Raw genomic sequence first — 24,464 nt, forward strand, 5'->3', positions numbered from 1 at the left:
CTCGGGACGCCTAAAGCCTCAGGCCTTCGATCCGGCTCGCCAGCGTGAAATCAAGCGCAGTGATGCCGCCCGGGTCGTGTGTGGATAGATCAACGACGACTCGACTGTAGACATTGCTCCACTCGGGGTGATGATCCATCGACTCGGCCACCAATGCGACCTGACTCATGAAGCCGAACGCCTCGACGAAGTCCTTGAACTGGAATGCCTTGTGCAACTTACCGTCGACTAGACTCCAGGGCGACGCGGCAGTGGCATTGAGCTCCGAGAGCGCCTTCGCGATCGATTCGGTATCGAGCTTGGCGCGGCTCATGTTGAACCGCGCCGGGTTCGATATGCTCGGGGCGAGGAAATGCATCGCTTCACATGAATCCCCAAAGGCTTGAGCGGACGCGGTTCAAGACACCTAACAGTTCCATCGTGAAACTGTCCGTCGTTTTCACCTGAACCGCGTCGGCGCGAAGGTTCGTGGTGGCCACGAACGTGCGAATGACGCTGCCCCAACATGAACGGACGGACGCGGTTCAGTGATGAGCAATCTCTTTTTCGGTAAAGAGATAGTCCTTCAACTCCTTGTCGAAGGTCGGATCCTGACGGCGGATCCATTCCAGCACCATGGCTGCATGCTCCTTTTCCTCGTCGCGATTGTGCGCCAGGATCGCCTTTAGATCGCCGTCCTTACAGGCGTCGACCCGCTGGTTGTACCAGTCGACCGCTTCGAGCTCCTCCATCAGCGAGATGATGGCCCGGTGCATGTCCCGGGTCTCGTCGGACAGTTCTTCGGTCGGCTCGTGGTAGCCCTCGTTCGCCATTGGCACTTCTCCGAATCGTGTGGTTCACAGGTCGGGCGCGTCGTGCGCGCTTCGTCGATTGTCGGACGTGCCGCGACGAAACACAACCGCGCGACCTAGGACGCGCGGTCGCGACGCAGGGTCTCGATCAGGATCTCGCGATTGCGGTAGCGGATGTCCTTGCCCTCGGACACGTAGATGACCTGCTCGGCGATGTTGGAGGCGTGATTGCCGATGCGCTCCAAGGCATGGGCGCCGGTCAGGAGACAGACGATTTGGCGCGGCGTAAATCCGGCGAGATCTTCTTGGCCGAGGAAGTCGCGGGCCTCGTCGGAGGCCCCGAAGAGCCGCGGCTCGTCCTCGAAGACCCCGAGTGCGAGCTCCACGTCGAAACCGGCGACGGCCTGGATGCTGCGCTCGAACATACAGCAGGCATGGTCGTCGAGTTTACGGAGCAGATCCTTGAGTGCATCCGACGGGAGCCCGCCCGGCATGAGGCCGCCTTCGCGCAGCGCCAAGGATTGACGGGCGATGCGCACGGCCTTGTCGCCGGCCCGCTCGACATCGCCGGCGATGCGCGAGAGCGCAAGCACGATGCGCAGATCGACCGCGGTGGGCTGGCGACGGGCGATAACGCGGAAGATCTCTTCGTCCGCGTCGAGGGAGAGGAAATCGATCTGGGGTTCGCGATCGAGCACGCGGTAGGCTTGGGTGTCCTTGCCGTCGACCAATGCAGCGACGGCGGCTTGGGTCTGCTCGATCACCCGCTGCCCCATGTCGAGGATGATCCCGCGCAGCTTCGCGAGCTCTTGGTCGTAACGGCGAACCGTATGACCGCCCGCAATGTCGCCGGCAGCGAAGCCAGTGTTGTCGCCGACCATCAGCCGAACCGCCCGGTAATATAGTCCTCGGTCAACCTGTGCTTTGGGTTGGTGAAGATCTGATTGGTCTCGCCGACCTCGATCAGATCACCGAGATGAAAATAGGCGGTGCGCTGCGAGACGCGCGCGGCCTGCTGCATCGAGTGGGTGACGATGGCGATGCTGTAGTTGGCCCGCAGCTCGTCGATCAACTCCTCGATGATGGCGGTGGCGATCGGATCGAGCGCAGAGCAAGGCTCGTCCATCAGGATCACCTCGGGGGAGACGGCGATGGTGCGCGCGATGCACAGCCGCTGCTGTTGGCCGCCGGAGAGCCCGGTCCCGGGTTGGTCCAGGCGATCCTTGACCTCGCTCCAGAGGCCGGCCTTCTGAAGACTGGCCGAGACCAGCTCGTCGAGCTCGGCCTTGTTGTTGGTGAGCCCGTGGATGCGCGCACCGTAGGCAACGTTCTCGTAGATCGACTTGGGGAAGGGATTCGGCTTCTGGAACACCATCCCGACCTGGGCGCGCAACGGCACCGGATCGAGTCCCTTGTCGTAGATATCCTGACCGTCGAGCTGGATGGACCCGGTGACGCGACACCCGTCGATGGTGTCGTTCATCCGGTTCAGACAGCGCAGAAAGGTCGATTTCCCGCAGCCGGAGGGGCCGATCATGGAAACGACCTCGTTCTTGCCGATATCCAGACTGACGCCCTTGATGGCTTGCTTGGCGCCGTACCAGACATCGACGTCGCGACACACCATGCGCGGGTTCGCAACCGTGACATCTCCGACCGTCGCGCGCGACTCGCGCTCGCCGGACAACTCCGCAGAGCTCATCGCGCCGGTGCGTCGACTCATCTCATCAACCGTGGTGCTCATGACTGACCTCGAGTGTAGACCCAACGTCCGTGGACGGTGGGATCGAAAATGTTCGCAAACGCGCTCACCAGCGCCGCTCGAAGCGACGGCGCAGCAGGACGGCGGTCAGGTTCATCAGGATCAGGAAGGCGAGCAGAACCATGATGGCCGCGGAGGTGCGCTCGACGAAGGCGCGCTCGGGGCTGTCGGCCCAGAGGAAGATCTGGACCGGCAGCACCGTGGAGGGCGAGGTGAAGCCGCTCGGAATATCGACGATAAAGGCGATCATACCGATCATCAGCAAGGGCGCGGTCTCGCCGAGTGCCTGCGCCATCCCGATGATGGTGCCTGTCAACATGCCGGGCATCGCCAGCGGCAGCACATGATGCAGCTGCGTCTGCAGGGGCGAGGCGCCCACGCCAAGCGCCGCCTCGCGGATGGAGGGCGGGACCGACTTCAGCGCCGCGCGGCTGGCGATGATGATGGTCGGCAAGGTCATCAAACTCAGGACCAAGGCCGCGATCAAGGGTGTCGATCGCGGCACGCCGAAGATCCCGATAAAGACCGCGAGCCCCAAGAGCCCGAACACGATCGAGGGAACGGCCGCCAGGTTGTTGATGTTGACCTCGATCAGATCGGTCCAGCGATTCTTGGGCGCGAACTCCTCGAGATAGAGTGCCGCGCCCACCCCGATCGGAAAGGAGAAGAGCAGGGTCAACGCCAAGGTGTAGAAGGACCCCATGAGCGCACCCGCAATCCCGGCCAGCTCGGGCTCGCGCGAGGTTCCGTGCGTGAAGAAGATGGTGTTGAAGCGCTTCTCGATGCGCCCCTCGGACTCGAGCCGTTCCACCCACCCGAGCGTTTGGTCCTTCACACGGCGTTCGCTCTCCGGAAGCGTCCGATCGATGTGCCCTTTGACCAACATGTCGATGTCGTCGTCGGCAAGCAGCCAAACCTCTTTCGTGGTCCCGATCAGATCGGGGTCGGCCAGAACCATATCGCGAAGATGCGAGGAAGCGCCGACGCTGATCATGGACCCGAGTGCCCGCGTATCCCGGCGCGCCGTGACCTCGGGGAAGACCTCGCGCTGGGCCTTTCGGATCAGCGCGGCATAGTTGGCACGCCTGAGGGTCTCGGGGTCGAGCGCACCTTCGGGATCGATGACGGAGGCATCGAAGGTCACCGGCAACTGGATATAGGTCTGCTGAAAGGCCGTGTAGCCCTTGCCGACGATATCCGCGAACAGCAGCGCGACGAACAACAAGCCCAAGACCACGGCGCCGAGGCCGAGCAGGCGGAAACGCCGCTCCTTGGCATAGCGCCGCTTCAGACTGGCGTTGACGATGTCGATGGTGCGTTGAGGCGGGGCACCGGCCGCACGCGCGTTATTCATACTGCTCCCGATACTTGCGCACGATCTGAAGGGCGATCACGTTGAGCGTCAGGGTGACGACAAACAGGGTCAGACCCAGGGCGAAGGCCGCCATGGTCTTGGGGCTGTCGAATTCCTGGTCCCCCGTGAGCAGGGTGACGATCTGAACGGTGACGGTCGTGACGCTGTCGAGCGGGTTGGCCGTCAGATTGGCCGCGAGACCCGCAGCCATCACGACGATCATGGTCTCGCCGATCGCCCTCGAGACGGCGAGCAGAATCCCGCCGACGATCCCGGGCAGAGCCGCCGGGATGATCACGCGCCGGATCGTCTCCGACTGGGTGGCCCCGAGGGCGTAGGAGCCGTCGCGCATCGCCTGCGGCACGGCATTGATCACGTCCTCCGACAAGGACGACACGAATGGGATGATCATGATGCCCATCACCAAACCCGCGGCCAAGGCGCTCTCGGAGGCAACGTCCAGGCCCAGAGAGATTCCGAGCTCCCGAATGACGGGCGCAACGGTCAGGGCGGCAAAGAATCCGTAGACCACCGTCGGCACGCCCGCAAGCACCTCGAGCGTCGGCTTGGCATAGGAGCGAACCCGGCGCGGCGCATACTCCGACAGATAGATGGCCGACATGAGCCCGATCGGCACCGCCACCAGCATGGCAATCGCCGAGACCATCAGTGTCCCGGTGAAGAGCGGCACGGCACCGAAGGCGCCCGAGGCACCGACCTGATCGGCCCGCAGCGCGGTCTGCGGACTCCAAAGTGTGCCGAAGAAGAATTCGAGCGGCGAAACGGATTTGAAGAACAGCAGCGACTCGAACAGGACCGAGAGGATGATCCCGAGCGTCGTCAGGATGGCGATCGAGGAGAAGATGACCAGGATAACCATAAAAATGGTCTCGACCCGGTTGCGCGCCCGCATGGTCGGCTTGGTCTTGGCCCAAGCGTAGCCCATACCTGCGACCGCAACCGCCAAGACAGCCAGCCACATGGCCCAGCGTGCGATCTGATCGAGTTGAGTGTAGCGATCCGCGGCGGCCTGCATCTCGGGCGTCACGACACCGGAGACGATGGTGCCGGAGGCGAGGTTCTTGATGTCGTTCACGATCAGGCCGATCTGACCGGAAGACATGCCGTCGAGGATCTCCGGCGGCAGCTCCGATTTGACGATCGTGATGAGGATCTCGTTCTGGAAGCCGACCCAGAGCCCCATCAGCAACAATGCCGGGATTCCGGCCCAGAGTGCCGCGTAGAGCCCGTAATAGGCGGGGAGCGAATGCAGTGTATTGAGGCGTGCGACACCGCCGGCGGCGGAGATGGCGCGTTTGCGCCCGAAGTGATAGGCAAACGCCATCAACCCAAGCAAAACAATCAATAGAGTCGATGGATTCATGGATGTGCTGTGCCGTGGCGGATGAAACACGCCAGCGGCCCGAAGGCCGCTGACCGGTCGGGCACGCTCTGCCGAGCGAGTCCGCTTACTTGGCGGGAGCCTCCATCGGGGTGAGCGCCTGCGCCTGCTCGGCCACGCTGGCACGCATGTCGTCCGGCAGCGGGATCAGACCCTTGTCGGCCAGATAACCCTCGGGGCCCCATGCCTTGTCGTTGGTGAACTCGGCGACGTATTCCTGGATGCCCGGAATGGTGCCGACGTGGGCGTTCTTGACATAGAAATAGATCGAGCGCGAGACCGGATAGGAGCCGTCGGCGATCGTCTCGAAGGTCGGCTCGACGCCGTCGATCTTCGCACCCTGCACCTTGTCTGCGTTCTGATCGAGGAAACTATAGCCGAAGATGCCCAAGGCGTTCGGGTTGGCCACCAGCTTCTGAACGATCAGGTTGTCGTTCTCGCCGGCCTCGACGAAGGCGCCGTCTTCGCGGATACCGTGACAGACCGCCTTGTGCTTGTCCTTGTCGGTCTTCTTGAGCGCCTTGATGGAATCGAAGCTGTCGCAGCCGCCTTCCATCGCCAGCTCCACGAACGCATCGCGGGTGCCGGAGGTGGGCGGCGGGCCGAGCACCTCGATGGCCACATCAGGCAGATCCTTGTTGATCTCGCTCCACTTCTTGTAGGGGTTCGGAACCAGCTCACCGGCGTCGTTCGGGACGTCCTTCGCCAGTGCCATCCACAGCTCACCGAGGGTCAGGTCGACCACGGGACCGGATTTGGAGTTCGCGATCGCGATGCCGTCATAGCCGAACTTCACTTCGGTGATCTCGGTCACGCCGTTGGCCTGACACTGCTCGAACTCGGAGAGCTTGATGGCCCGCGAGGCGTTGCTGATATCGGACTTGTCGACGCCGACGCCGGAGCAGAAAAGCTTGAAGCCGCCTCCGGTGCCTAGGGACTCGACCTTGGGCGTGGGGAAAGACGACTCGCGACCGAAGGTCTCGGCGACCGCGGTGGAGAAGGGGAAGACGGTGGACGAGCCGGCGATCCAGATGGAATCACGGGCCATCGCCTGGGTCGAGAGAGAGGCCGCCGCGAGTGTGACCGCTGCAGCGATAATCGTTTTGTTCATGACATGACCTCCGGGAGGCGTTGATAAGCGAGCCCGAATTGTGCCCCTGCATCATGCCGATTGTATGAAGTTCATGTGACGATACGATGACGAAGCCCGAGCTGACCGACCCGTCGCGTGCGCTCAATTCTTGTCCGGATCGCCCAGAGACCGGACCAAACGCATGGTGGCGTTGAAGAAGTCGTCGTTCGGATGACGCTCGCAGTTGGCCCGAATCCGGATCATGGCGGCATCGAGCTCGGCGCCTTTCAACACGTCGCGCCCCGTCGCGAGATTCAGCCCGGTCACGAGTCCGGACAGCCACTCCTGATAGCGACGATAGCCCTCCCCTGCGATGGCTTGCGCACTCGGATCCGACGGTGCGATGGCCAGAAAGTCCGAGCACGGTTTGACGCCCGCACCCCACAGCACGGGCGCCCCCGCAGCGAAGGCGTTCCCGAGAGGACCGACGGTTAGCGCAGCGCCGAGGAGCATCGAAAACAACGGTTCGCCAAGCGACCGCCGGCTCGAGAGATCGGTCATGTCATGAGTCCTTCATTGGATGGGCTTAGTGATCGACAGCAGGTATGATTCGCCGATTTGCCGACAGCCCGCAAGTCCATCGTCATGCGCATCCTGATGATCTCCGACGTCTACTTCCCTCGCATCACGGGCGTGTCGACGTCGATCCAGACGTTTGCGCGGGAGTTCGTGGACAAAGGACATGAGATTACCTTGATCGCGCCGGATTATTCGGCGGCCGGCGGCGAATCTGCCCCCGAGCCCTTCGAGGTTCTGCGCATCCCGTCGCGCTATCTGGTGATCGACCCCGAAGATCGCATGTTGCGTCCCCGCGAGATCCGTCGCCACGACCGCATGCTGGCGAGCCGCGGATACGATCTCTTGCATATCCAGACCCCTTTCTTCGCGCACTATCTCGGCCTCGGGATCGCCAAGCGATTGGGTGTCCCGGTGGTCGAAAGCTACCACACCTTCTTCGAGCAGTATCTCCATCACTACGTGCCTTTTGTCCCGACCGCCTGGATGCAGCGGCTGGCACGCGACTTCTCGACGGCCCAGTGCAACGCTGTCGATGCGCTGGCGGTGCCCTCGCATGCCATGCTGGAGGTCTTGAAGAGCTACGGTGTGAAGACGCCCGCGACGGTCATCCCGACCGGGATCGAGCTCGTCCAGTTCAGCCAGGGCGACGGTGCTCGTTTCCGCAACAGTCGGGGCATCCCGCCCGGGCGTCCCGTTCTGGTGCACGTCAGCCGTCTCGCCTTCGAGAAGAACATCGACTTCATCCTGCGGATGCTCGTGCGCGTGAAGACGCAGGTCCCGGAGGTCCTCCTGGTCATCGCCGGGGAGGGCCCGGCACACCGTCGGCTTCAGACCCTGGCGAACCATCTCCGGCTGGCCGACAACACCTTGTTCACGGGCTATCTGGAGCGCGACGGCTCCCTCGAGGACTGCTACTGCGCGGGCACCGCCTTCGTCTTCGCCTCGAAGACCGAGACGCAAGGACTCGTGCTCCTGGAGGCAATGGCGCTCGGGGTGCCAGTCGTCTCGACGGCCGTGATGGGAACCAAGGAGGTGCTGGCGGGCGGCGGCGGATCGCTCATCGCGGAGGACGACGAGACCGACTTCGCGGACAAGGCGGTCCGACTCCTCACGGATCCGGCACTGCGCGCGCGACTCGCCGTCGAGGCGGTCGAGCACGCAAGATCCTGGTCGGCACCCGTCCTCGCGGAGCGGATGTTGCGGTTCTACACACTGGTCATCGAGCGGCGGGTGCGCAATCAGGCGACGGATCCGGCGGTCGACCCGACCCCGAAAACCGACGACGTCGTCTAAACCGCGCCCGGCGCAGTATGGAATGTGCTCAGACGGGATCTGCCCAGGCAGACTCGACGAACGCCGGAACCGGCGCGGTTTAGGGTATTGAAGAATAAATGGTTTTGAACCGCGTCCCTGCCAAGGGCCGTGGATGCACCAAAGGTCGCGCGCGCTCGAAAGTCAGTATGTCGGTCCGGACGCGGTTCAGCGGACATCACGACTTCGGCAGAGTCACACCACGCTGGCCCTGATACTTCCCGCCACGGTCCTTGTACGAGGTCTCGCAGACCTCGTCCGACTCGAAGAAGAGGATCTGCGCCACGCCCTCGTTCGCGTAGATCTTCGCCGGCAGAGGCGTGGTGTTGGAGAACTCAAGGGTCACGTGGCCTTCCCATTCAGGCTCCAACGGCGTGACATTCACAATGATGCCGCAACGCGCATACGTGCTTTTTCCGAGGCAAATCGTGAGGACATTCCGCGGAATGCGGAGATATTCGACGGTGCGCGCCAGTGCAAACGAGTTCGGCGGGATGATGCAGACGTCGGACTTGAGATCGACGAAGCCGTTGGAGTCGAAGTTCTTCGGATCGACGATGGCCGAGTTGATGTTGGTGAAGATCTTGAACTCGTCGGCACACCGCACGTCGTAGCCGTAGCTCGAGGTTCCGTAGGAGATGACCCGGCCATGCTCGCCCTCGCGGACCTGAACCGGCTCGAACGGATCGATCATGCCGGCTTCTTCGGCCATACGGCGGATCCAACGGTCGGACTTGATGGGCATCGGGGAATCTCGATAGGAAGACGGCCGGTGAGCCTACACCAGGGCCGATCGCTCCAACAAGTCCACAGACATCTCGACCGCGTATGGCGCTCAAACGCGAAGCAAAGTAGCCACGCCAACCCCTTGCCTATCGGCAGACGTGGACACGCCAAACCATCCCCGCGCGAGCGCACGGACTTTCCCGCTGGTCTCCATCGGTGTCGCGATCCCTACCGAATCGGCGCCCGGTTCCATCGGGCACGCGCGATACGCGACTGTGTTCCGAACCGACGGCCCGCAAGACAGGAGCCGGTCAACCCGTCAGCGACGATTTCGCGCAGTTCCTCCCCGATGATGCCTGTAGCCGATTCCGGCCATCAGGATCATGCACAACAGCAACCCCCAAACCGACACGGCCGGGATCGCAGTTGGTGAAGTCGGATTCCAGCGCGTCGGGCCGCCACTGGTGACCGGTGTCTGATCGTCGTCGACACTCCCGTTGCCATCCTCGTCCCAGTTGGCAAATGCCTGATTGACGACCGGACGCCGGGAATCCTGGATGCGCGTGCGAAAGACAATGACGATCTCGTTTGCGGCGTCATCGGCACCGGTCGCGCCCGGGTCCGGTCCGATCCGTCCTTCGAAGACGACCTGGAGAGCGGCTGCATCGTATTCGCACACGGATGTCTCGGAGACGCCTTCGACAAGGCATTCCAGGCTACCGTCCACAAACGTGCTATTCGCCGGAATCGGGTCGACGACCCTGATCGGCATCACGTAGGCCGCGTTGGGGTTCAGCCAAACCATGGTCCATTCCAGCTCGGGCCGGTCGGCGTCGCTGACGACCTTTCGCCCGGTCGGCGGATCGAAGGGATCGAAGACCTCCACGGGGATCTCGACGGTGTCGGTGTCGGAGTCTCCGGAGTCATCCCGGATCGTGGCCTCGTTGCGCAGCAGGCCCGGTTCATCGGCCGTCACCAAATAGGTCACCGTCGCGCTCGCACCGGGGGCCAGGTCGCCGAGGTTCACCTCGAGGGGCGAGAGACTGGAGACCGCACCTTGGCTGGTCGTGACGCTCTCGACCAGCAAGGTCCCCACACGAGCATCCTCCAGTCGGTCGCTCAGCCGCACATCGCGCGCCATTGCACTACCCTGATTGAAGGCCACCAGCGTGAAACGAAGGGTCTCGCCGGGATTGACCAGGCCATCGGAGTTGGCGTCATCGATGAGCACGGCCCGTTTAGCAAGCGAGAGCCCGGGTGCGCCCACCTCGCCGGCGGGTACGACCGGGAATACGGTCGGCTGCGCTCCGTTGTCCGGGTTCCCGTCTCCGTCGCTCGGGGTCGAGCCGAGCTGGTCGCTGCTCGCTCTGGCCTGGTTGACGACCTCACCCGCTGCGTTGGCAATGCCGGTGATCGTGATCAAGACGCTTGCTCCAGGCGCAAGCGTGCCGATATCGCCGATTTCGATCGTGTTTCCGACCGGAGCGGGTGCCGTGCCCTGCGTCGTCGTCACCCCGGTGACGCTTACCCCGGGCGGGTCGAGCCCGAGCGGAACCTCATCGGCAAATACGAGATTGGTCAGATCGACCTGGCCCGTATTCAGCAGCACGACCCGGTAGGTGATCTGGTCGCCCACATTGATGGTCCCGGCCGGAGCAACCAGATCGCCGCTCAAGGCGTAGGTCTTGGTGAAGCGCAATGCGGATGTCGGTCTCTCACCGACGACGATATCGGTGGGCTGGAAGCCATTCTCGGGAATACCGTCGGCATCCGTCGGTGTCGGCACTGTTTGGTCGGAGCTGACCACCCCTTGATTGGAGATGATGACTCCAGGCGGCAAGGGTGCATCGACCCGCACCTGGAAGCGGATGGTCAGACTCGCGCCGCTCTCCAGTTGGCCGATCTCCACGCGCACCCGCGTGGGGTCGGTCTGATCGATCACGCCCGCGTCGCTGACCAAGGAGTCGGCGATGTAGGTCGTATTGAGCGGCACCGGATCGGTAAATACCACCCCGCTGGCGGTTGTCGTTCCCTGGTTGGTGACGACGACGCTGTACTCCAGCGTATCGCCCGGATCGAGTTGTCCGTTGTTCGGGACGTCGTTGACGATCGCGACACCCTTAACAGCATACAGGGAGGTATCCGCGGTCGGAGTGACACTCGCCTCGGAGACCGCCGCATAGTTGTTCAGCGCGCCGTCGGGGCCATCCTCCCCGTTTCGGCCGCCGTCTGCCGCACCCGTCGAATCCGGTTGGCTGGCATATCCCAGGACCACCCTGTTGGTCAGCGGAATCGCCACCGCCGTCGACGTTTCCACCCGGGCGCGATAGCCGAGACTGGTGGTCGCGTCACCCAATGTCAGGCTGGCTCGATCCCAGCGCAGCGTTTGGCCGTCAACGTCGGACGGCGCCGGATTGGCCGAGCCCGGCACATAGCTCAGCCCCATCGGCAAGCGATCCTCGACCACCAGGTCGAAGGCGTCGGCCGTGCTTGTCACGCTGTGGTCGATGGTGAGTGTAAAGGTCACTTCATCCCCGAGCGAAACCGCCGGGCGATCCGCCGTCTTGCTCAGCTCGAGATCCGGCTCGACCACATCGAGGTCCAACGGCTGCAGACCGGGCTCATCGAGATCGGCGTCGAAATCCACGCGCTGCTCGTCACCATCGAAGTCCAGATACGAGACGTGGGCGTTGTTGCCGAGCTGGATGCCGTTCTGGTTCTCGAGGATATTGTCCACCCGCACGCGGATATCGACGGTGACGACATCATCGTCGACGTTGCCGTTGGCCGGATTGGAGAGGTTCCCGAGATCGAAGGTCAAGATCCCGCCGGCGATGGCGGTCGGTTGATCGTCGGGACCGGTTGGCCGCTCGGTCGTGATGCCGGCATTGCCCAAGCCGATGTCGGCACTGATGAAGCTGACACCCGCCGGCAGGCTGTCGACGATCACGACATCCCGGGTCACGCCCTCGATCACGCCGAGCGTCAGCCGATAGCCGACCTCCTCGCCGATGGTGTAGCGCGCGTTGCCGGGATCCGGATAGAAGGCTTTGTCCAGCGTCACCGCGGCATCCACCGTGATGATCGGGGACTTGGCCGAGGTGTTGTAGTTGTTCAGCACCTCGGGGTCGGTCTGATCACCCCCGTCGCGGCCGTCGCGCGCATTCGGGTCATCGCCGTCGCGGCTGCTGAAGCTCGCCAGAACCTGGTTTTGAATGGCCTGGCCCTCCACGACCAGGTCGGTGAGTCGAGCCCTGAATGCGAGCGTCACGGAGGCCCCGACCGGCAGGTTGAAGGGCGCGCTGTCAAAGCCCTGGTCACCCGGATTGAAGTCGGGGAACGTCGGCACCGGCGCGCCGCCGCTCGTCGCGGTCACCTCGAGGTCCGTGACGTCCTGCAAGCCGACCGGCAGCGTATCGCTCAGGACCGTGGCGAAGGCCGCGGTGCTGCCGTTGTTGGTCACGACGACCCGGAAGTCCAGACGCGCACCGGCTTCGAGCCCGGTGGTCGGGCTGGTGATCGTCTTGGCCAAGGCCAAGAGAGGCTCTCCGACGGTCACGCTGTCCGCGTCGAGAAGCGGTGTCGCAGCCTCACCGGTACCGGGGTCGATGAAGGCGAGCTCGGCCCGGTTGATCAGGCTTTGGTTGTCCTGGTTGCCGAGCTGGTTTGCGATCCGAGCGCGGTAGGTCGCCACCAGGGTCCGGGTGTCGCCGGTCGTGTTGGCGAGCGAACCGAAGTCGGCCGTCAGGGTCGTGTCGTCGCCACTCGAACCGATCGCGAAATCGCTCGGTGTCGTATCGGCACTTAGGCCGTCGAGTTCGAGCAGCAGCGAACCGGCGACGTAGTCCAGACCATCGGCAAGGACATCTTCCAACACGGCGCCATCGAGCACCGTAGCGGGCGGCACACTCAGGCGCAATTCGTAGTCGACCTCGTCTCCAATGGCATAGCGGCTCTGTCGATCAAGCACTTGCTTGCTCAGCACGGGCTGACCCACGCGGACCAGGGCGCTGTCGCTGGTGGTGAAGTCATTGGCTCCGGTACCGGAACCCGTCCGCTCGCCATCGGGGTCGCCGGGATTACCCGGCGTGGCATCGTCGGTGCCCTTCTCGCCCGGCAAACTGGTCCAAGTGCCGGTCGCGGTGTTGGGGATGGTGTCTCCAGGCGACAAACCGGCCGGCGCAACCAAGGTGTAGATGATGGTCACGACGGCACCGGCCGGCAGCTGCCCGACGTCGAGGGCAAGGCTGTTTCCAGCGAGATCGCTGCGGTCGGTAATGCCCGTGGCCCCGCCGCTCGAGTCGATATCGACCCCGGTCAGATCCCAATCCGCGGGGATCGGATCCGAGATGACGGCATCGTAGGCCGTAGCCGCCCCCGCTTCGTTGGTCATGATCAGGGTATAGGTCACCGTGCCGCCGCCCGGCAGGAGCGTCATCGGATCGACCGATTTACTCAGGTTGATCGTCGGCTCGATCGCCTTCACGGCCAGAGAGACCGGCGTCAGACTCGAGGGCTGATTCAGCCCATTCAGATAGCGCAACCTGGCCTGGTTGGACAGGGTCGTGCCGGCCTGATTGGCTGCGACATTCCTGACGACGGCCTGATATTCCAAGGTATAGGCGGCGGCCGCGGCATCGGAGTTGATGACATCGCCGAGCAAGAGGCTGATGGTCTGACCCGACTGTTGCAGCTCGCTGCCATCGATCAGGTCGACGAACACGCCGCTCGCGGCCACGTTGATGTCGCCGGGATTTCGGGAGGCATTCAGACCGGTGGTGAAGGTCCTGCTCAGTCGCGCGGTGCCGGGGATATAACCCAGACCCGCGGGTAGGACGTCCTCGATCAGCGCATCGCGCAGGGTGCCGGGCGGCATCTGCACACCGACCCGGAAGGTCGCGACCTCGCCGATCAGCAGATCGCTGCCGCTGCTGGCCGCCTCGGACGTCGCCGCCAAGGTCTTGGTCAGCCCGCCGGGCGTGGCGAAAGCCGGATCGTCGGTGACCACCGGCGTCAGGGTCGGATTGAGTCCATCCGCCGGGTTGCCGTTGTCGTCGCTCGGGACGGCGCCGAAGTTGTTGCCGGTCACAGTGGCCTGATTGGCGATGACGGTACCGTCGGCGACGTCGGCGTCGATAGTCACGCGGAAACGCACCGTGGCGACATCTCCGGGCAGCAGACTCCCGAGATTGACCGCGATCGGGTCGCCGGCGTCGACCACGACCCCGAGGTCGGTCGTCACCGAACCCGGCACCAGCGATGTATTGGGCGGGATCGCATCGGCCAATCGGGCGTCGACCGTCGCCGCCGAGCCGGTATTGGCGACACTGATGCTGTAGCCGATCACATCACCCGGGTTGGCAAGGCCGTTGCCGTCGCGATCCGACGCCAACGTCCAACGCTTTTGCGCATCGACTCGCGGCTGACCGGCGCCGGTGGTCGCCTCGATCTCGGTGGGCTGGAAGCCGTCGGTTGGATCGCTATTGCCGTCGGTCAGGCCAGGCAAGGTCTGGTCGGAGTCGGTGGCGCCCTGGTTTGTGAAGGTGTAGTCGTTGGCATTGCCCGGCAGCGGATTGTCCACCGTGACGTTGAAGACCAGGACCTCGAAGTCGCCGGCCGCGAGCGTGGGCACGGACCAGCTCAGCGATTGGCCGACCACCGTCGGCGTGCCGCCCGTAGCATTGGCGCTGCCGCTCACATAGATCAGGCCGGTCGGGATCGTGTCGGTGAGTGAGACGTTGGTTAGATCCTCATCGCCGTTGTTGCTCAGCACCAGGCTGTAGCGCAGGGTGTCACCGGGGTTGACGACGCCGTTGCCGGCAACGTCGGTGAGCAGGATGACGCCCTTCTCGGCATACAGCGGGCTCTGCACGCTCGGCTGGCCCCCGACCGGAATGTCGGTCGGCTGGAAGCCGTTCTCGGATACGCCATCCGCGTCGGTGGGCGTCGGTACGGTCTGGTTGGAGTCGACCAAGCCCTGATTGCTGATGATGGTACCGAGCGCAGTACCCGAATCGACCGTGACCCGGAAAGTGATCGTCGCCTCGGCCCCGCCGGCCAGATCGCCGACTTCCACAACCAGCGGATCGGCACTCTCGTCCGTCGTGCCGACGGTGCTGCTCAGCGACCCGGCAACGTAGGTCGTATTCGCGGGAATCGAATCGGTGAAGACCACGCCGGTGGCATCCGTGCCTTCGTTGCTCAAAACGATGCTGTATTCCAGCGTATCGCTCGGATCGAGCTGACCCGAAACGCCTCCATCGACGGCGATGTCCACCGTCTTGACCGGATAGAGGAACGCCGTGGTCGTCGGGGTGACCGCAGCCGAGGTGTCGAAGACATAATCGTTCAAACCGCCCTCGCCGTCGCTGCCGTCGCGTCCGCTGTCTTCGGATCCATCGGCATCGGCTGTACTGGCAAAGGTCCCGCTGATGCTGTTCTCGAGCGCCGCGCCCACGACCGCATCCAAATCCACCGCGGCGAGATAGGAGAAGGTCTTGCTGCCGCCTGCTTCGAGGAAGCCGAGACTGAAGACGGGCGCTGCGGGGTCGGTCTCATCCACAGCAGCCTCGCCCATCGTGGAGCCGAGCTGATAGGTCAACCCCGCGGGGATCACATCGGCGAGCTCGACCTGATAGGCATCCGCAGCGCTGCCGCTCGCATGGCTGACCGTGACGCTGTACGTGACCAGATTACCCAGTGCCGGGGCCGTGGTATCCGGTGTCTTGTTGACCTGCAGGATGGGCTCGACGACGGTCACATCGAGGCTGTCGGAATCACTGCCGATGTCGCTGGTCACGGCAACGTTATTGGTCAGGACGTCACCGTTCTGATTGTCGGCAATATTCTCCACCCGCGCCTTGATCCGCAGGATGAAGAAATTATCGGTCGCACCGGGCGTATTGCCGACATCACCCATGTCGATGGTCAGGACGCCCTCGGGGTCTTCGACAACACCGACCGGGTCTTGGGTGTAGCTGACGTTGTCGCCGGCTTCGATGGTAACCAATTCAACGAACGCAAGGCCGACGGGCAGCGTGTCGGTGACGATCAGATTCCGGGTCACGCCGGGCAACAGCGAGACCTTCAGGTCGAACTGAACCTCCTCTCCGATGGCAAGGTTCGCGTCCTGGCCCGTGGTCAGGGTCTTCTGGATAGCGATGTCGGCATCCAGGGTCAGGTCACGGCTGGTGGTCTGGCCGTAGTTGTCGAGCTGGGTGTCATCGGTATCGTCCAGGATGTCGCTGCCGTCGCGACCCGCATCGCCTGCGGCAAGGCTGTTGTATTCGGCTTCGACGGTATTCGTAAGCGTTGCGCCGGTGACGGCATCGGCGACCACGGTCGCCTTGTACGTAATCGTCAGGGTCGTCTCCGGCGGGAGATCGAACGGGGGCCAAGCCAAGGTGTCCGGATTCGTCTGGTCGGCATCGGCAGCGGTCAAGGCACCGCCCGCCGTCTTGACCACCGTACCCTCGGGATTGGTGACCTGAATCTCGGTGAAGAACGGACCCGTCCCGCCGTTGGCTCCCAGCAAATCCGCCGGCAGCACATCGATCAGAGTCATCCGGTACGCGGTCGCAAAGGCGTCGCTGTTGGTCACGGTCAAGCGATAGCTGACCTCGCTTCCGGCGCTCGCCGGCGTGCCCGCGGTGATGGTCTTGCCGAGCGCCAGGCTCGGCTCGCGCACCGTGATGGTGTCCGCGGCCGAAGGAAGGGGTTCGCTCGCGCCGTCATAGGCGAGCGTCGCGGTGTTGGTCAGCGTGGTATTGCGCTGATTGCCGATGACATTGGCGACCTGGACGTCGTAGGCGATAACAATGTCTTGCGACGTGGCGGCACTGTTCTGCACGGTACCGAAGTCGAATTCCAGCGGACCGGGCCCGGCACCGGGATTGGTGTCCGGGATCCCGGTGGCAGAGAATCCCGTCTCCGGCAACGTGATCGTGATCGGCGTACCGGTGTAGAGGAGGCCTGCCGGCAGCACATCTGTGACAACGAAGCCATCGGTTTGACCAACCGGCACCGAGACGGTGATCGTCGCCGTCGTCACATCGCCGATCTGCAGAGAGTCGTCCGCGACCGCTTTGCCGATGCTCGGCCGATTGGCCGTGACCGTGGCGCTGTTGGTTGCGGCGAGGTCATTGACCGCCTGACCACCGGTATTGACGTCACCGGAGCCGGTGCGCTCGCCGGTATCGCTGTCCGGGGCTCCGGGGGTTGCGCCCTCTGTCCCGTTGCTGCCCGGCAGGCTGGTGCCCTGCACCTGGACGGTGTTGGTGACGACCTCATCGAAGGCGATGTTCGGGTCCAGCGTCGCGGTATAGGTGAGCGTGATGCTCTCCCCCGGCGCGAGATAGCGCTCGGCGGGATCGAGACAATCCATCGTCAAGGTCAGTGTCTGCAACGACACGCCGCCACATGTCAGGACGTTCACCGAATCGCGGCTCAGCACGGCGCCGGTCAGGATCAGGTTCTGATAGCGCACCGGCAGGGTATCGACGACGGCGATATCCCAGGCCCAGGTGCGATTGCCACCGGTCGGGGTGTTGGACGCCACCACGGTGAAGGTCACCGTGTCGCCACCCCCGGCCGTCGTCGGGTTGGCGGCCTTGGTCACCGCCGGCGTCGGCTCCTGGATCCTGACCACTTGGGTCGCGCTCAATGACTGCTCGGTCCCTTCGCGATTCAGATAGTTAAGCGTTGCTGTGTTGGTCTTTTGATCGCCGCGATTGTTGACCGCGGTGTTCAGGACCAGCGCATCGAAGCGGATGACGACCTGGGCATTCTCCGCAGCGCTCTGCACGTCGCCGACATCGAATCCCAGTTGCTGTCCGTCGACACTCGGCGCAATGGCGATCGGAGTTGTCGCCAATGAGCCGCCGTTGGCGACACTGACACCCGCGACGGATGCCTGGATCGTCGCCGTGCCGGTGAGGAATTGCTGTCCGTTCGGCAAAGTGTCGGTAAAGATCGGGATCGTGAGCGGACTGCGGGTCTCCCCGCGGGGAATGCTGTAGGCCATCTCATAGGTAATGACCTCGCCTATGGCGACATTCGCGCCGGTGGTCCAACCCTCGGAGGTTTCGGCAATCGTCTTGGCCACGGCGCCGACCTGGGTGCCTGCGGTGACGATATTGGAGTCAGCGACCGGGGTGTCGCGCCCGACCTCGGGATCGTTCTGGCTGTTGCCCTGGACACTGGCCTGGTTGGTGTAGGTCCAGCCGCTTCTGATGTCCGGCCCGACGGTGGCGGTGAAGCTGAAGATCACCTGGCCGCCGTTCGCGGCTAGGTCGACACCGTCCTTGGCGGTATAGCTGATGGTGCCGTTGCCCTCGTCGTAGGCGAAGTCGAATTCGCCCGCTACGGCTGCAAGGCTCGTATCTTTGACCCCGGCTGCGTCCAGCGCGAACAGCTCGTTGTCGACGCCGTCATTCAGCACATCCGTGACATCGATCCCATAGACCGGGACATCGCCGCTGTTGGTGGCGGTCAACGTGATCGTGACGATATCGCCGGTTTTGAGGCCGGTGGTCGGCGTCATCGTCTTGGCGATGCCGAGATCGGGCTCGCCGACGGTTGCGTCGGCAGTGTCGCTCCAGGTCTGCGTGGTGTCGTCGGTGGACAACGTGACCGCATTGGTCAAGGTCGCGCCGTCGGTATTCGACGGGATGTCCAGTACGCGGACCCGATAGCTGACCTCGAAGGTCTGGCTGGCGCCCGTGGTATTGCGGACCGTGCCCAGCCCAGCGCTTAAGGTATTGTTTGTATCGGTGAAGTCAGTCGGCAGCGAACCGCCGAAGATCAATCCGGACGTGGATACAAGGCTGTAGGAGCCGGTGACGTATTCGACGCCGGCCGGCAAGACATCGGTCAAGGTCATGCCCTCGACCACAACCGGGCTGATCGCGCTCAAGCCGCCCGGCACCGTCACCGTCAGCCGATACGGGACCTCGTCGCCGATCGCATAGGGGCCACCCGGCTCGACGAGGACCTTATCCACACCAAGACCGGTGACCCGCAGTCGCGCGCCGGTACCGACGGCGTTGTTGCCGAATCCGGTCTGTAACGCACCAGCGGGGATGCTGTTCAGATGACCGGCGTTGTTGGTGACCGAAGAGGTCACATCCACCGAAACCGAGCAGCCCCCGGCCGGAATGGGTGCACCGGATTGATAGGTCACGGTAACCGCGCCGGCATTCGCAACCACACTGCCGGCAGCACAGCCGTTGGCGACCTGGATGTTCGGAGCGGCGGCGATGAAGACACCGGCGGGAAGCGTATCCACCAGATCCGCGGTCAACGTGGTGTCGGCACTGTTGCCGTTGCCGAAGGACAGGGTCAGTGTCGTCGTGCCCCCTGTCAGGATGGTGGACGGCGTGAAGAACTTGCTCAGACTCGGCGGCTGCGGCGGGTTGACGAGCAGATTGGCCGTCGCCGGCGCGCCGTTGTTCCCCGCACTGGTTTGCAGCGCCCCGGCAGGGATGGTGTTGACGAACGGCGAGGCGGTGTCGTCGTCGGCGGTCACATCAACGGCGATGGTGCAGCCGCCGTCCGGGATCGCCGCCCCGCTCGCGTAGGTGATGGTGCCACTGCCGACGGTCGCGGTGACGTCGCCGGTGCAGGTGCCGCCGATGTTGGGCGTGGCGGCGACGGTGACGCCGATGGGCAGCGTGTCCACCAAGTCCGCGCTCAGCGTGATCGCGTCGGCATTGGCATTGCCGAGGCTGATGGTCAGCCGCGCGACGCCGCCGGGGTTGATGGTGTTGGGCGAGAACGCCTTGGCGACCGTAGGCGGCGTCGGTGTCTGCACCACGAGCCCTGCGTTGGCGGGGTCGAGGTTGGCACCACTGTTGGTGACCAACGCGCCGGACGGGACGGTGTTCGTATAGCTGCCGCCGGTGTCGGACGTGACCGCGACCGTGATGGTGCAGCCGCCGGCCGGGATCTCGGCGCCGCTGCCGTAGGTGATGCTGCCGCTCTCCGGCTCGGCGGTGACGGATGGCAGGGTACAGGTCCCGCCAAGGTCGGCCGGGTCGGCAACCTTAACGCCGGTCGGGAGGTTATCGACGAAGTTCGCCGAGAGCGTCAGCAGGCTGCTGTTCGGATTGCCCAGGCTCAGGGTCAGCGTGGACGTGCCGCCCGCCATGATGGTGCCGGGACTGAAGGTCTTGCCGAGCGTCGGCGGCACCAGCGGATCGAGCGCGGATATCGCGAGACTGGCCGTTGCCGGGGACGGATTGGTGCCGGTGGAGGTCTGCAACTGGCCGGCGGCGATCACGTTGGTGAACACCCCATCGACGCTGCCGGTGACATCGACGCTGATCGTACAATCGGCATCGGCCGGGAGCTGCGCGCCGGCGTCGAGCCTGATGCCGGTATCACCGGCATTGGCGGTGAGAACACCGGTACAGGTGGTGGCCGCATTCGGCAACGCGGCCACAAACAGGTTGCCCGGTAGCGCATCGATCAGCGGCGCGGTCAGGGTGATCGGCTCCGCATTGGGGTTGGTAAGCGTGATGGTCAGGGTCGAGGTACCGCCCGAGGCGATGCCCACCGGGTCGAATGCCTTGCTGATCATCGGCGCCATGCCGACACGCATGGCGGCATCCACTGGCCCCGGATTGGTCAGGCCCTGATCGGTACTCAAGCTCTCGGCGGCAATGAAGTTGCTGTAGTTGCCGGGCGCGTTGCCGACCACGTCCGCATAGAAGGTGCAATTGGCATCAGGACCGATCGACGCGCCGATCAGGCGCATGAAGCCTTCGCCGGGATCGGCGATGACCTGACCGCCGGCACAGTCGGTGCCTGAATCGGGCGTCGGCGCAATGGCCAGGCCCGCCGGCAGCATATCGGTCAGCGTCACACCGGTCAGTGTAATGACGGTATCGTTGTTGGTGATGGTCACCGTCAGCCGGTTGGGCTGACCGGGATTGCGTGTTGCGTGTTCAAACGCCTTCGCGAGGGTCGGGGCTTCGACGACGTTCAGTGTGGCGCTGGCCTCGTCTTCATTCACCACACCCTGATCGCTCTGAACCTCGCGCTCGGGGATGATATTGGTATAGGCGCCCAATTCGTCGACGGTAACGTCGACCTCGAGGGTACAGTTCGTGTTGGGCGGAATCGTGCCTTGGGATATCGTGACGAGACCGCTGTCCGCATCGTTTCCGGTCGCGACGACGGCTTCCCCGCCAGGGCCGGTGCCCGCACAGGTGGTGCTCGCGTTCGGGGAATCGGCAATGAACATGCCGACAGGCAACCGATCCGTATAGCTGACGCCGGTCAATGTGACGGGGCTGGCGGCATTCGGATCAAGCGTGCTGACCAGGCGAATCTTCAAGCGCGAGATCTGGCCCGGGCCGATGAAGGCCGGCGCGAAGCCCTTCATGACCCCGAGCCCCTGCAGGGTCGAGAGCGTCGCGATGGTGCCCTCGGGATTGGTATAGCCTTGGTCGCTGACGATGGCCCCGACAGGGATACTGTTGGTCAGGTTGAGAAACCGCACGGAGGTGGTTGTCACGAACACCTGGCAGGTCTGGTTCGGCGGGATAGCGGCGCCGGACAGGACGAGTTTGTTGTCGCCCGGGATGGCGGCCACCTGACCGCCGGGGCAGGTGGTGCTCGCATCCGGGACCGAATAGACCTCGATGCCCAACGGGAAGGTATCGGTGAGCCCGACGCCCTGCATCGTGATCGCCGACGGGTTGACCACATCGATGCGCAGCACCGAAGGCACGCCACCGGTGACGATGACCGGATCGAATGACTTGTTGAGATTGATCTGGGCGCTGGCCTCGGCCAGCGTCGCCGTCACCGCGTCGGTGCTGGCGGGTCCCTCGGCACTGGTGATGTTGCCGGCCGGGATGGTGTTGATCCAGTCGCCTTCGCCGCTGGTCAGGACGTCGAAGAATAGATCGCAACTGCCGCCGGCGGACAGGGTCGCGCCGAGCAGTTGGGCACTGTCTGTGCCGGGGTTGGCGACGATGGTCGGCGCACCGCCGCAGTTGGTGCTGGCGTTGGCCGGGTTGGCGATGGTCAGGCCGGTGCCGAGCGGATCGGTGAGCGAGACATTGGTTAGGGTGCCGTTGAAGCCATTGAGGACACTGATCTTGACGCGGGCGATGCCGCCGGGCGCGACCGAGGTCGGGGAAAAGCTCTTGGAGCCGGACAGGCCGGTGCCGATACCGAGCGTCGCCGTGGTATTCGCCGGAATGCTGCCGACCGAGGAGCTGAAGTCGCCGGGCGTGATGATGTTCTCGTAATTCCCGACCGTGCTGCCGGTGACCCGAACGGTGATGACACACTCCGCAGACTCGCTGTCGTCCGGCCGGGCCGGGACGGCGCCGCCGGTCAGGATCACCCGGGCGCTGTTCGGGAACACCTGCAACGCACCGCCGCAGGTGTTGGTGGCGGCCGGATTGGCCGACAGCGTCACGCCCTCGGGCAGATTGTCGGTCAGATCCACCGCGGTCAGCGCATTGACCACCCGATTGCGGATGCGGATGGTCAGCGTGGACTGGCCACCCTGGGGGATGCTGGCCGGGCTGAACGCCTTATTGACCGCAACGGAACTGACGCTGACGATATTGACGGCGGGGCTTGGGCCGGGGTTCGAGATGGTACCGCCGTCGCCGCCCTCGCCAGAGATGGCGTCTGCCGGAATCTGATTCGAAAAGCTCAGACCGGTCGCCGCGTCCGCCGGCAGACGCGCATCGAACACCACCGTGCAGATGCCGGGGTCGAGCCCGCTGCCGGCGACGATCGTGCCGCCGCTCCATTCGAGCGTTGGGCTGTTGTCGTCGCCGGACCAGGTGCCGCCGACGCAGCCGACGCTGGAGACGGGGTTCGCGCCCTGCAGCACCATCCGAGCGTCACCGTTCGCCGGCAACTGATCGAGGAAGTTGACATTCGTCACCTCCCCGCCGGACCAGTTGCGAATGGTGACGGTGAAACGGGTCCATTGGCCGGGCGCCACACTCGTCAGCGTCGCGGTCTTATCGACCGTCAACTGCGCATTGACGCCAAGGTCCGCCGAGGCTGCCGGGCTCGGGAAATTATTCGGATTCTCTACCGCATCCACCGCGATGCTGTTGGCATGGACGCCGTCATTGAAGGACGTGACATAGGCGGTGATGGTGCATGCGCCGCCCGGACCCGCGGTCGCGCCGCTCAGTCTCAGGACGGAATCTTCACTGTCGGCCGCGAAGCCCAACGTGCCGTCGACCGCATCGGTGCCGGTGCAGACGACCACGGGATCGGCCGGTGCAGGCACCGGCAAGCTTTGCGTGTCGCGCACCAGCAGGGTTGTGCCCGCCAGATCATCGGCGAAGCCGGTAATGGCGAGCGGACTGCTCAGGCTGTTGTTGGCGATCCTAATGGTCATCAAAGCCGGTTGCCCGGCGGGAATGACATCCGGGCTGATGGACTTGGTGACGGCGATCGGGGTGTTGACGCTCAGGTCTCGGGAGAACGCCGGGCTGATGAGCCCGCGACTGTTGCCGATAGCGCCCTCGCCGAGGCTGTTGGTGATGCCGCCTGGCTCGGCGACAACGACGCCGACGCCGATCACGCAGGCACCGCCGGCACCGATCGTGCCGCCGGTCAAGGTCACGCTATCCGCACCGGGATCGGCGGTCAGGCTGCCGTTGACGGCGCCGTTGCCACTACAACCGATACTCGCATCGGCGGGATCCGCGACCTCCGTGCCTTCGGGCAGCGTGTCGGTAAAGAGGGTCAGCGGAATGGTCGCGCCGGCATTCGGGTTGGTCAGCGTGATGGTGAGCCTGGTCGGGTCACCGGCGACGGCGGGCGACGGCGAGAAAGATTTGGTACCCGTGGGAGGCGCCAGAGCACTGACCGACAGCGTGGCGTTGGCCTGCGTCGTGTTGAAGACCTCCGTCGTGCCTTCAAGCGCCGAGTAGCCCGCGGTGCTCTCAGTGGGCGCGCTATTGGCTGGAATGTTGGCGACGTGGTTGCCGGGGATCTGTGATCGGACCACGACCTCGAAAGAGCAAAGCCCGTCGGTGGTGCCGGTGCCCGCGGGGATGACTCCTCCGGTGAGGTAGACCCTGGAGGTTCCGGGATCCGCGGCGTTGACTGTGAAGCCGCAGCTGTTGCTGTTAATGGACTGCGGGTCGGCGATCTGGATCTGCCCCGGCAGCAGCACCGTCACCGCAGCGGAGGTCAAGGGTACCAATGAATCGTTGGCGATCGTGATGCGGTAAGACGATGCATCGCCTTGGTTGATGGTCGCCGGGATGAAGCTGTTGTTGATCGTCGTCGTTGCTGCGGCCAGACCGGAGAAGAGTAGAAGGCCCAGAGCGATCGGGATCCGCGCCTGGAATCCCCGACGCCGAATCACGGAACCCAGGGCGGCAACCTGCCTTGTCTTGCCTTCCTTTGACATCATCGACTCCTCACCTTTCCGTCCTGTTGGCGCGGCTGCTTAGAGCCACGATGGCAATCCCGTC

At 64.2% G+C, this 24,464-nt stretch carries 11 protein-coding genes; 1 reads left to right on the forward strand and 10 read right to left on the reverse strand.

Annotation, left to right across the window (positions count from 1 at the left end; genetic code table 11):
* Window positions 1-10: 10 nt before the first annotated feature.
* The 8 genes from LT988_RS09635 to LT988_RS09670 form a co-directional block, all read right to left on the reverse strand.
* Window positions 11-313 carry a 4a-hydroxytetrahydrobiopterin dehydratase gene (locus LT988_RS09635; protein ID WP_232409938.1) on the reverse strand — a complete coding sequence of 101 codons (303 nt, stop codon included), beginning with the start codon at window positions 311-313 and terminating at the stop codon, window positions 11-13.
* A 211-nt stretch (window positions 314-524) separates the two neighbouring features.
* Window positions 525-812, reverse strand: coding sequence for a ferritin-like domain-containing protein (locus tag LT988_RS09640; protein WP_232409939.1), 288 nt, complete (start codon window positions 810-812; stop codon window positions 525-527).
* 95 nt (window positions 813-907) lie between these two features.
* Window positions 908-1,672, reverse strand: a complete 765-nt coding sequence (phoU, locus tag LT988_RS09645; protein WP_232409940.1) for a phosphate signaling complex protein PhoU — start codon at window positions 1,670-1,672, stop codon at window positions 908-910.
* A complete protein-coding gene (gene pstB / locus LT988_RS09650; protein WP_232409941.1) occupies window positions 1,672-2,535 on the reverse strand; it encodes a phosphate ABC transporter ATP-binding protein PstB in 864 nt (287 codons plus the stop codon). Before pstB ends, phoU begins: the two co-directional genes overlap by 1 nt.
* Before the next feature lie 64 nt (window positions 2,536-2,599).
* Window positions 2,600-3,907 carry a phosphate ABC transporter permease PstA gene (gene pstA, locus LT988_RS09655; RefSeq protein ID WP_007191821.1) on the reverse strand — a complete coding sequence of 436 codons (1,308 nt, stop codon included), beginning with the start codon at window positions 3,905-3,907 and terminating at the stop codon, window positions 2,600-2,602.
* On the reverse strand, window positions 3,900-5,291 hold the full coding sequence (gene pstC / locus LT988_RS09660) for a phosphate ABC transporter permease subunit PstC (RefSeq protein WP_007191820.1): 1,392 nt from the start codon (window positions 5,289-5,291) through the stop codon (window positions 3,900-3,902). Before pstC ends, pstA begins: the two co-directional genes overlap by 8 nt.
* Before the next feature lie 85 nt (window positions 5,292-5,376).
* Window positions 5,377-6,420: a PstS family phosphate ABC transporter substrate-binding protein gene (locus LT988_RS09665; protein WP_232409942.1), complete on the reverse strand. Its 1,044-nt coding sequence runs from the start codon at window positions 6,418-6,420 to the stop codon at window positions 5,377-5,379.
* Window positions 6,421-6,543: 123 nt separating this feature from the next.
* Window positions 6,544-6,942, reverse strand: coding sequence for a hypothetical protein (locus tag LT988_RS09670; protein ID WP_232409943.1), 399 nt, complete (start codon window positions 6,940-6,942; stop codon window positions 6,544-6,546).
* 84 nt (window positions 6,943-7,026) lie between these two features.
* Between LT988_RS09670 and LT988_RS09675 the strand changes: the two genes are divergently transcribed.
* Window positions 7,027-8,253, forward strand: a complete 1,227-nt coding sequence (locus tag LT988_RS09675; RefSeq protein ID WP_232410556.1) for a glycosyltransferase — start codon at window positions 7,027-7,029, stop codon at window positions 8,251-8,253.
* Window positions 8,254-8,449: 196 nt separating this feature from the next.
* Here the strand turns inward: LT988_RS09675 and dcd are convergent, their stop codons facing one another.
* Together dcd and LT988_RS09685 are read right to left on the reverse strand one after the other, a co-directional pair.
* Window positions 8,450-9,016 carry a dCTP deaminase gene (dcd, locus tag LT988_RS09680; protein ID WP_232409944.1) on the reverse strand — a complete coding sequence of 189 codons (567 nt, stop codon included), beginning with the start codon at window positions 9,014-9,016 and terminating at the stop codon, window positions 8,450-8,452.
* A 300-nt stretch (window positions 9,017-9,316) separates the two neighbouring features.
* Window positions 9,317-24,403, reverse strand: coding sequence for a DUF7933 domain-containing protein (locus LT988_RS09685; RefSeq protein ID WP_232409945.1), 15,087 nt, complete (start codon window positions 24,401-24,403; stop codon window positions 9,317-9,319).
* Between the last annotated feature and the right edge of the window lie 61 nt (window positions 24,404-24,464).

The organism is Thiocapsa bogorovii, from assembly GCF_021228795.1.
GTDB classification, from domain to species: Bacteria; Pseudomonadota; Gammaproteobacteria; order Chromatiales; family Chromatiaceae; genus Thiocapsa; species Thiocapsa bogorovii.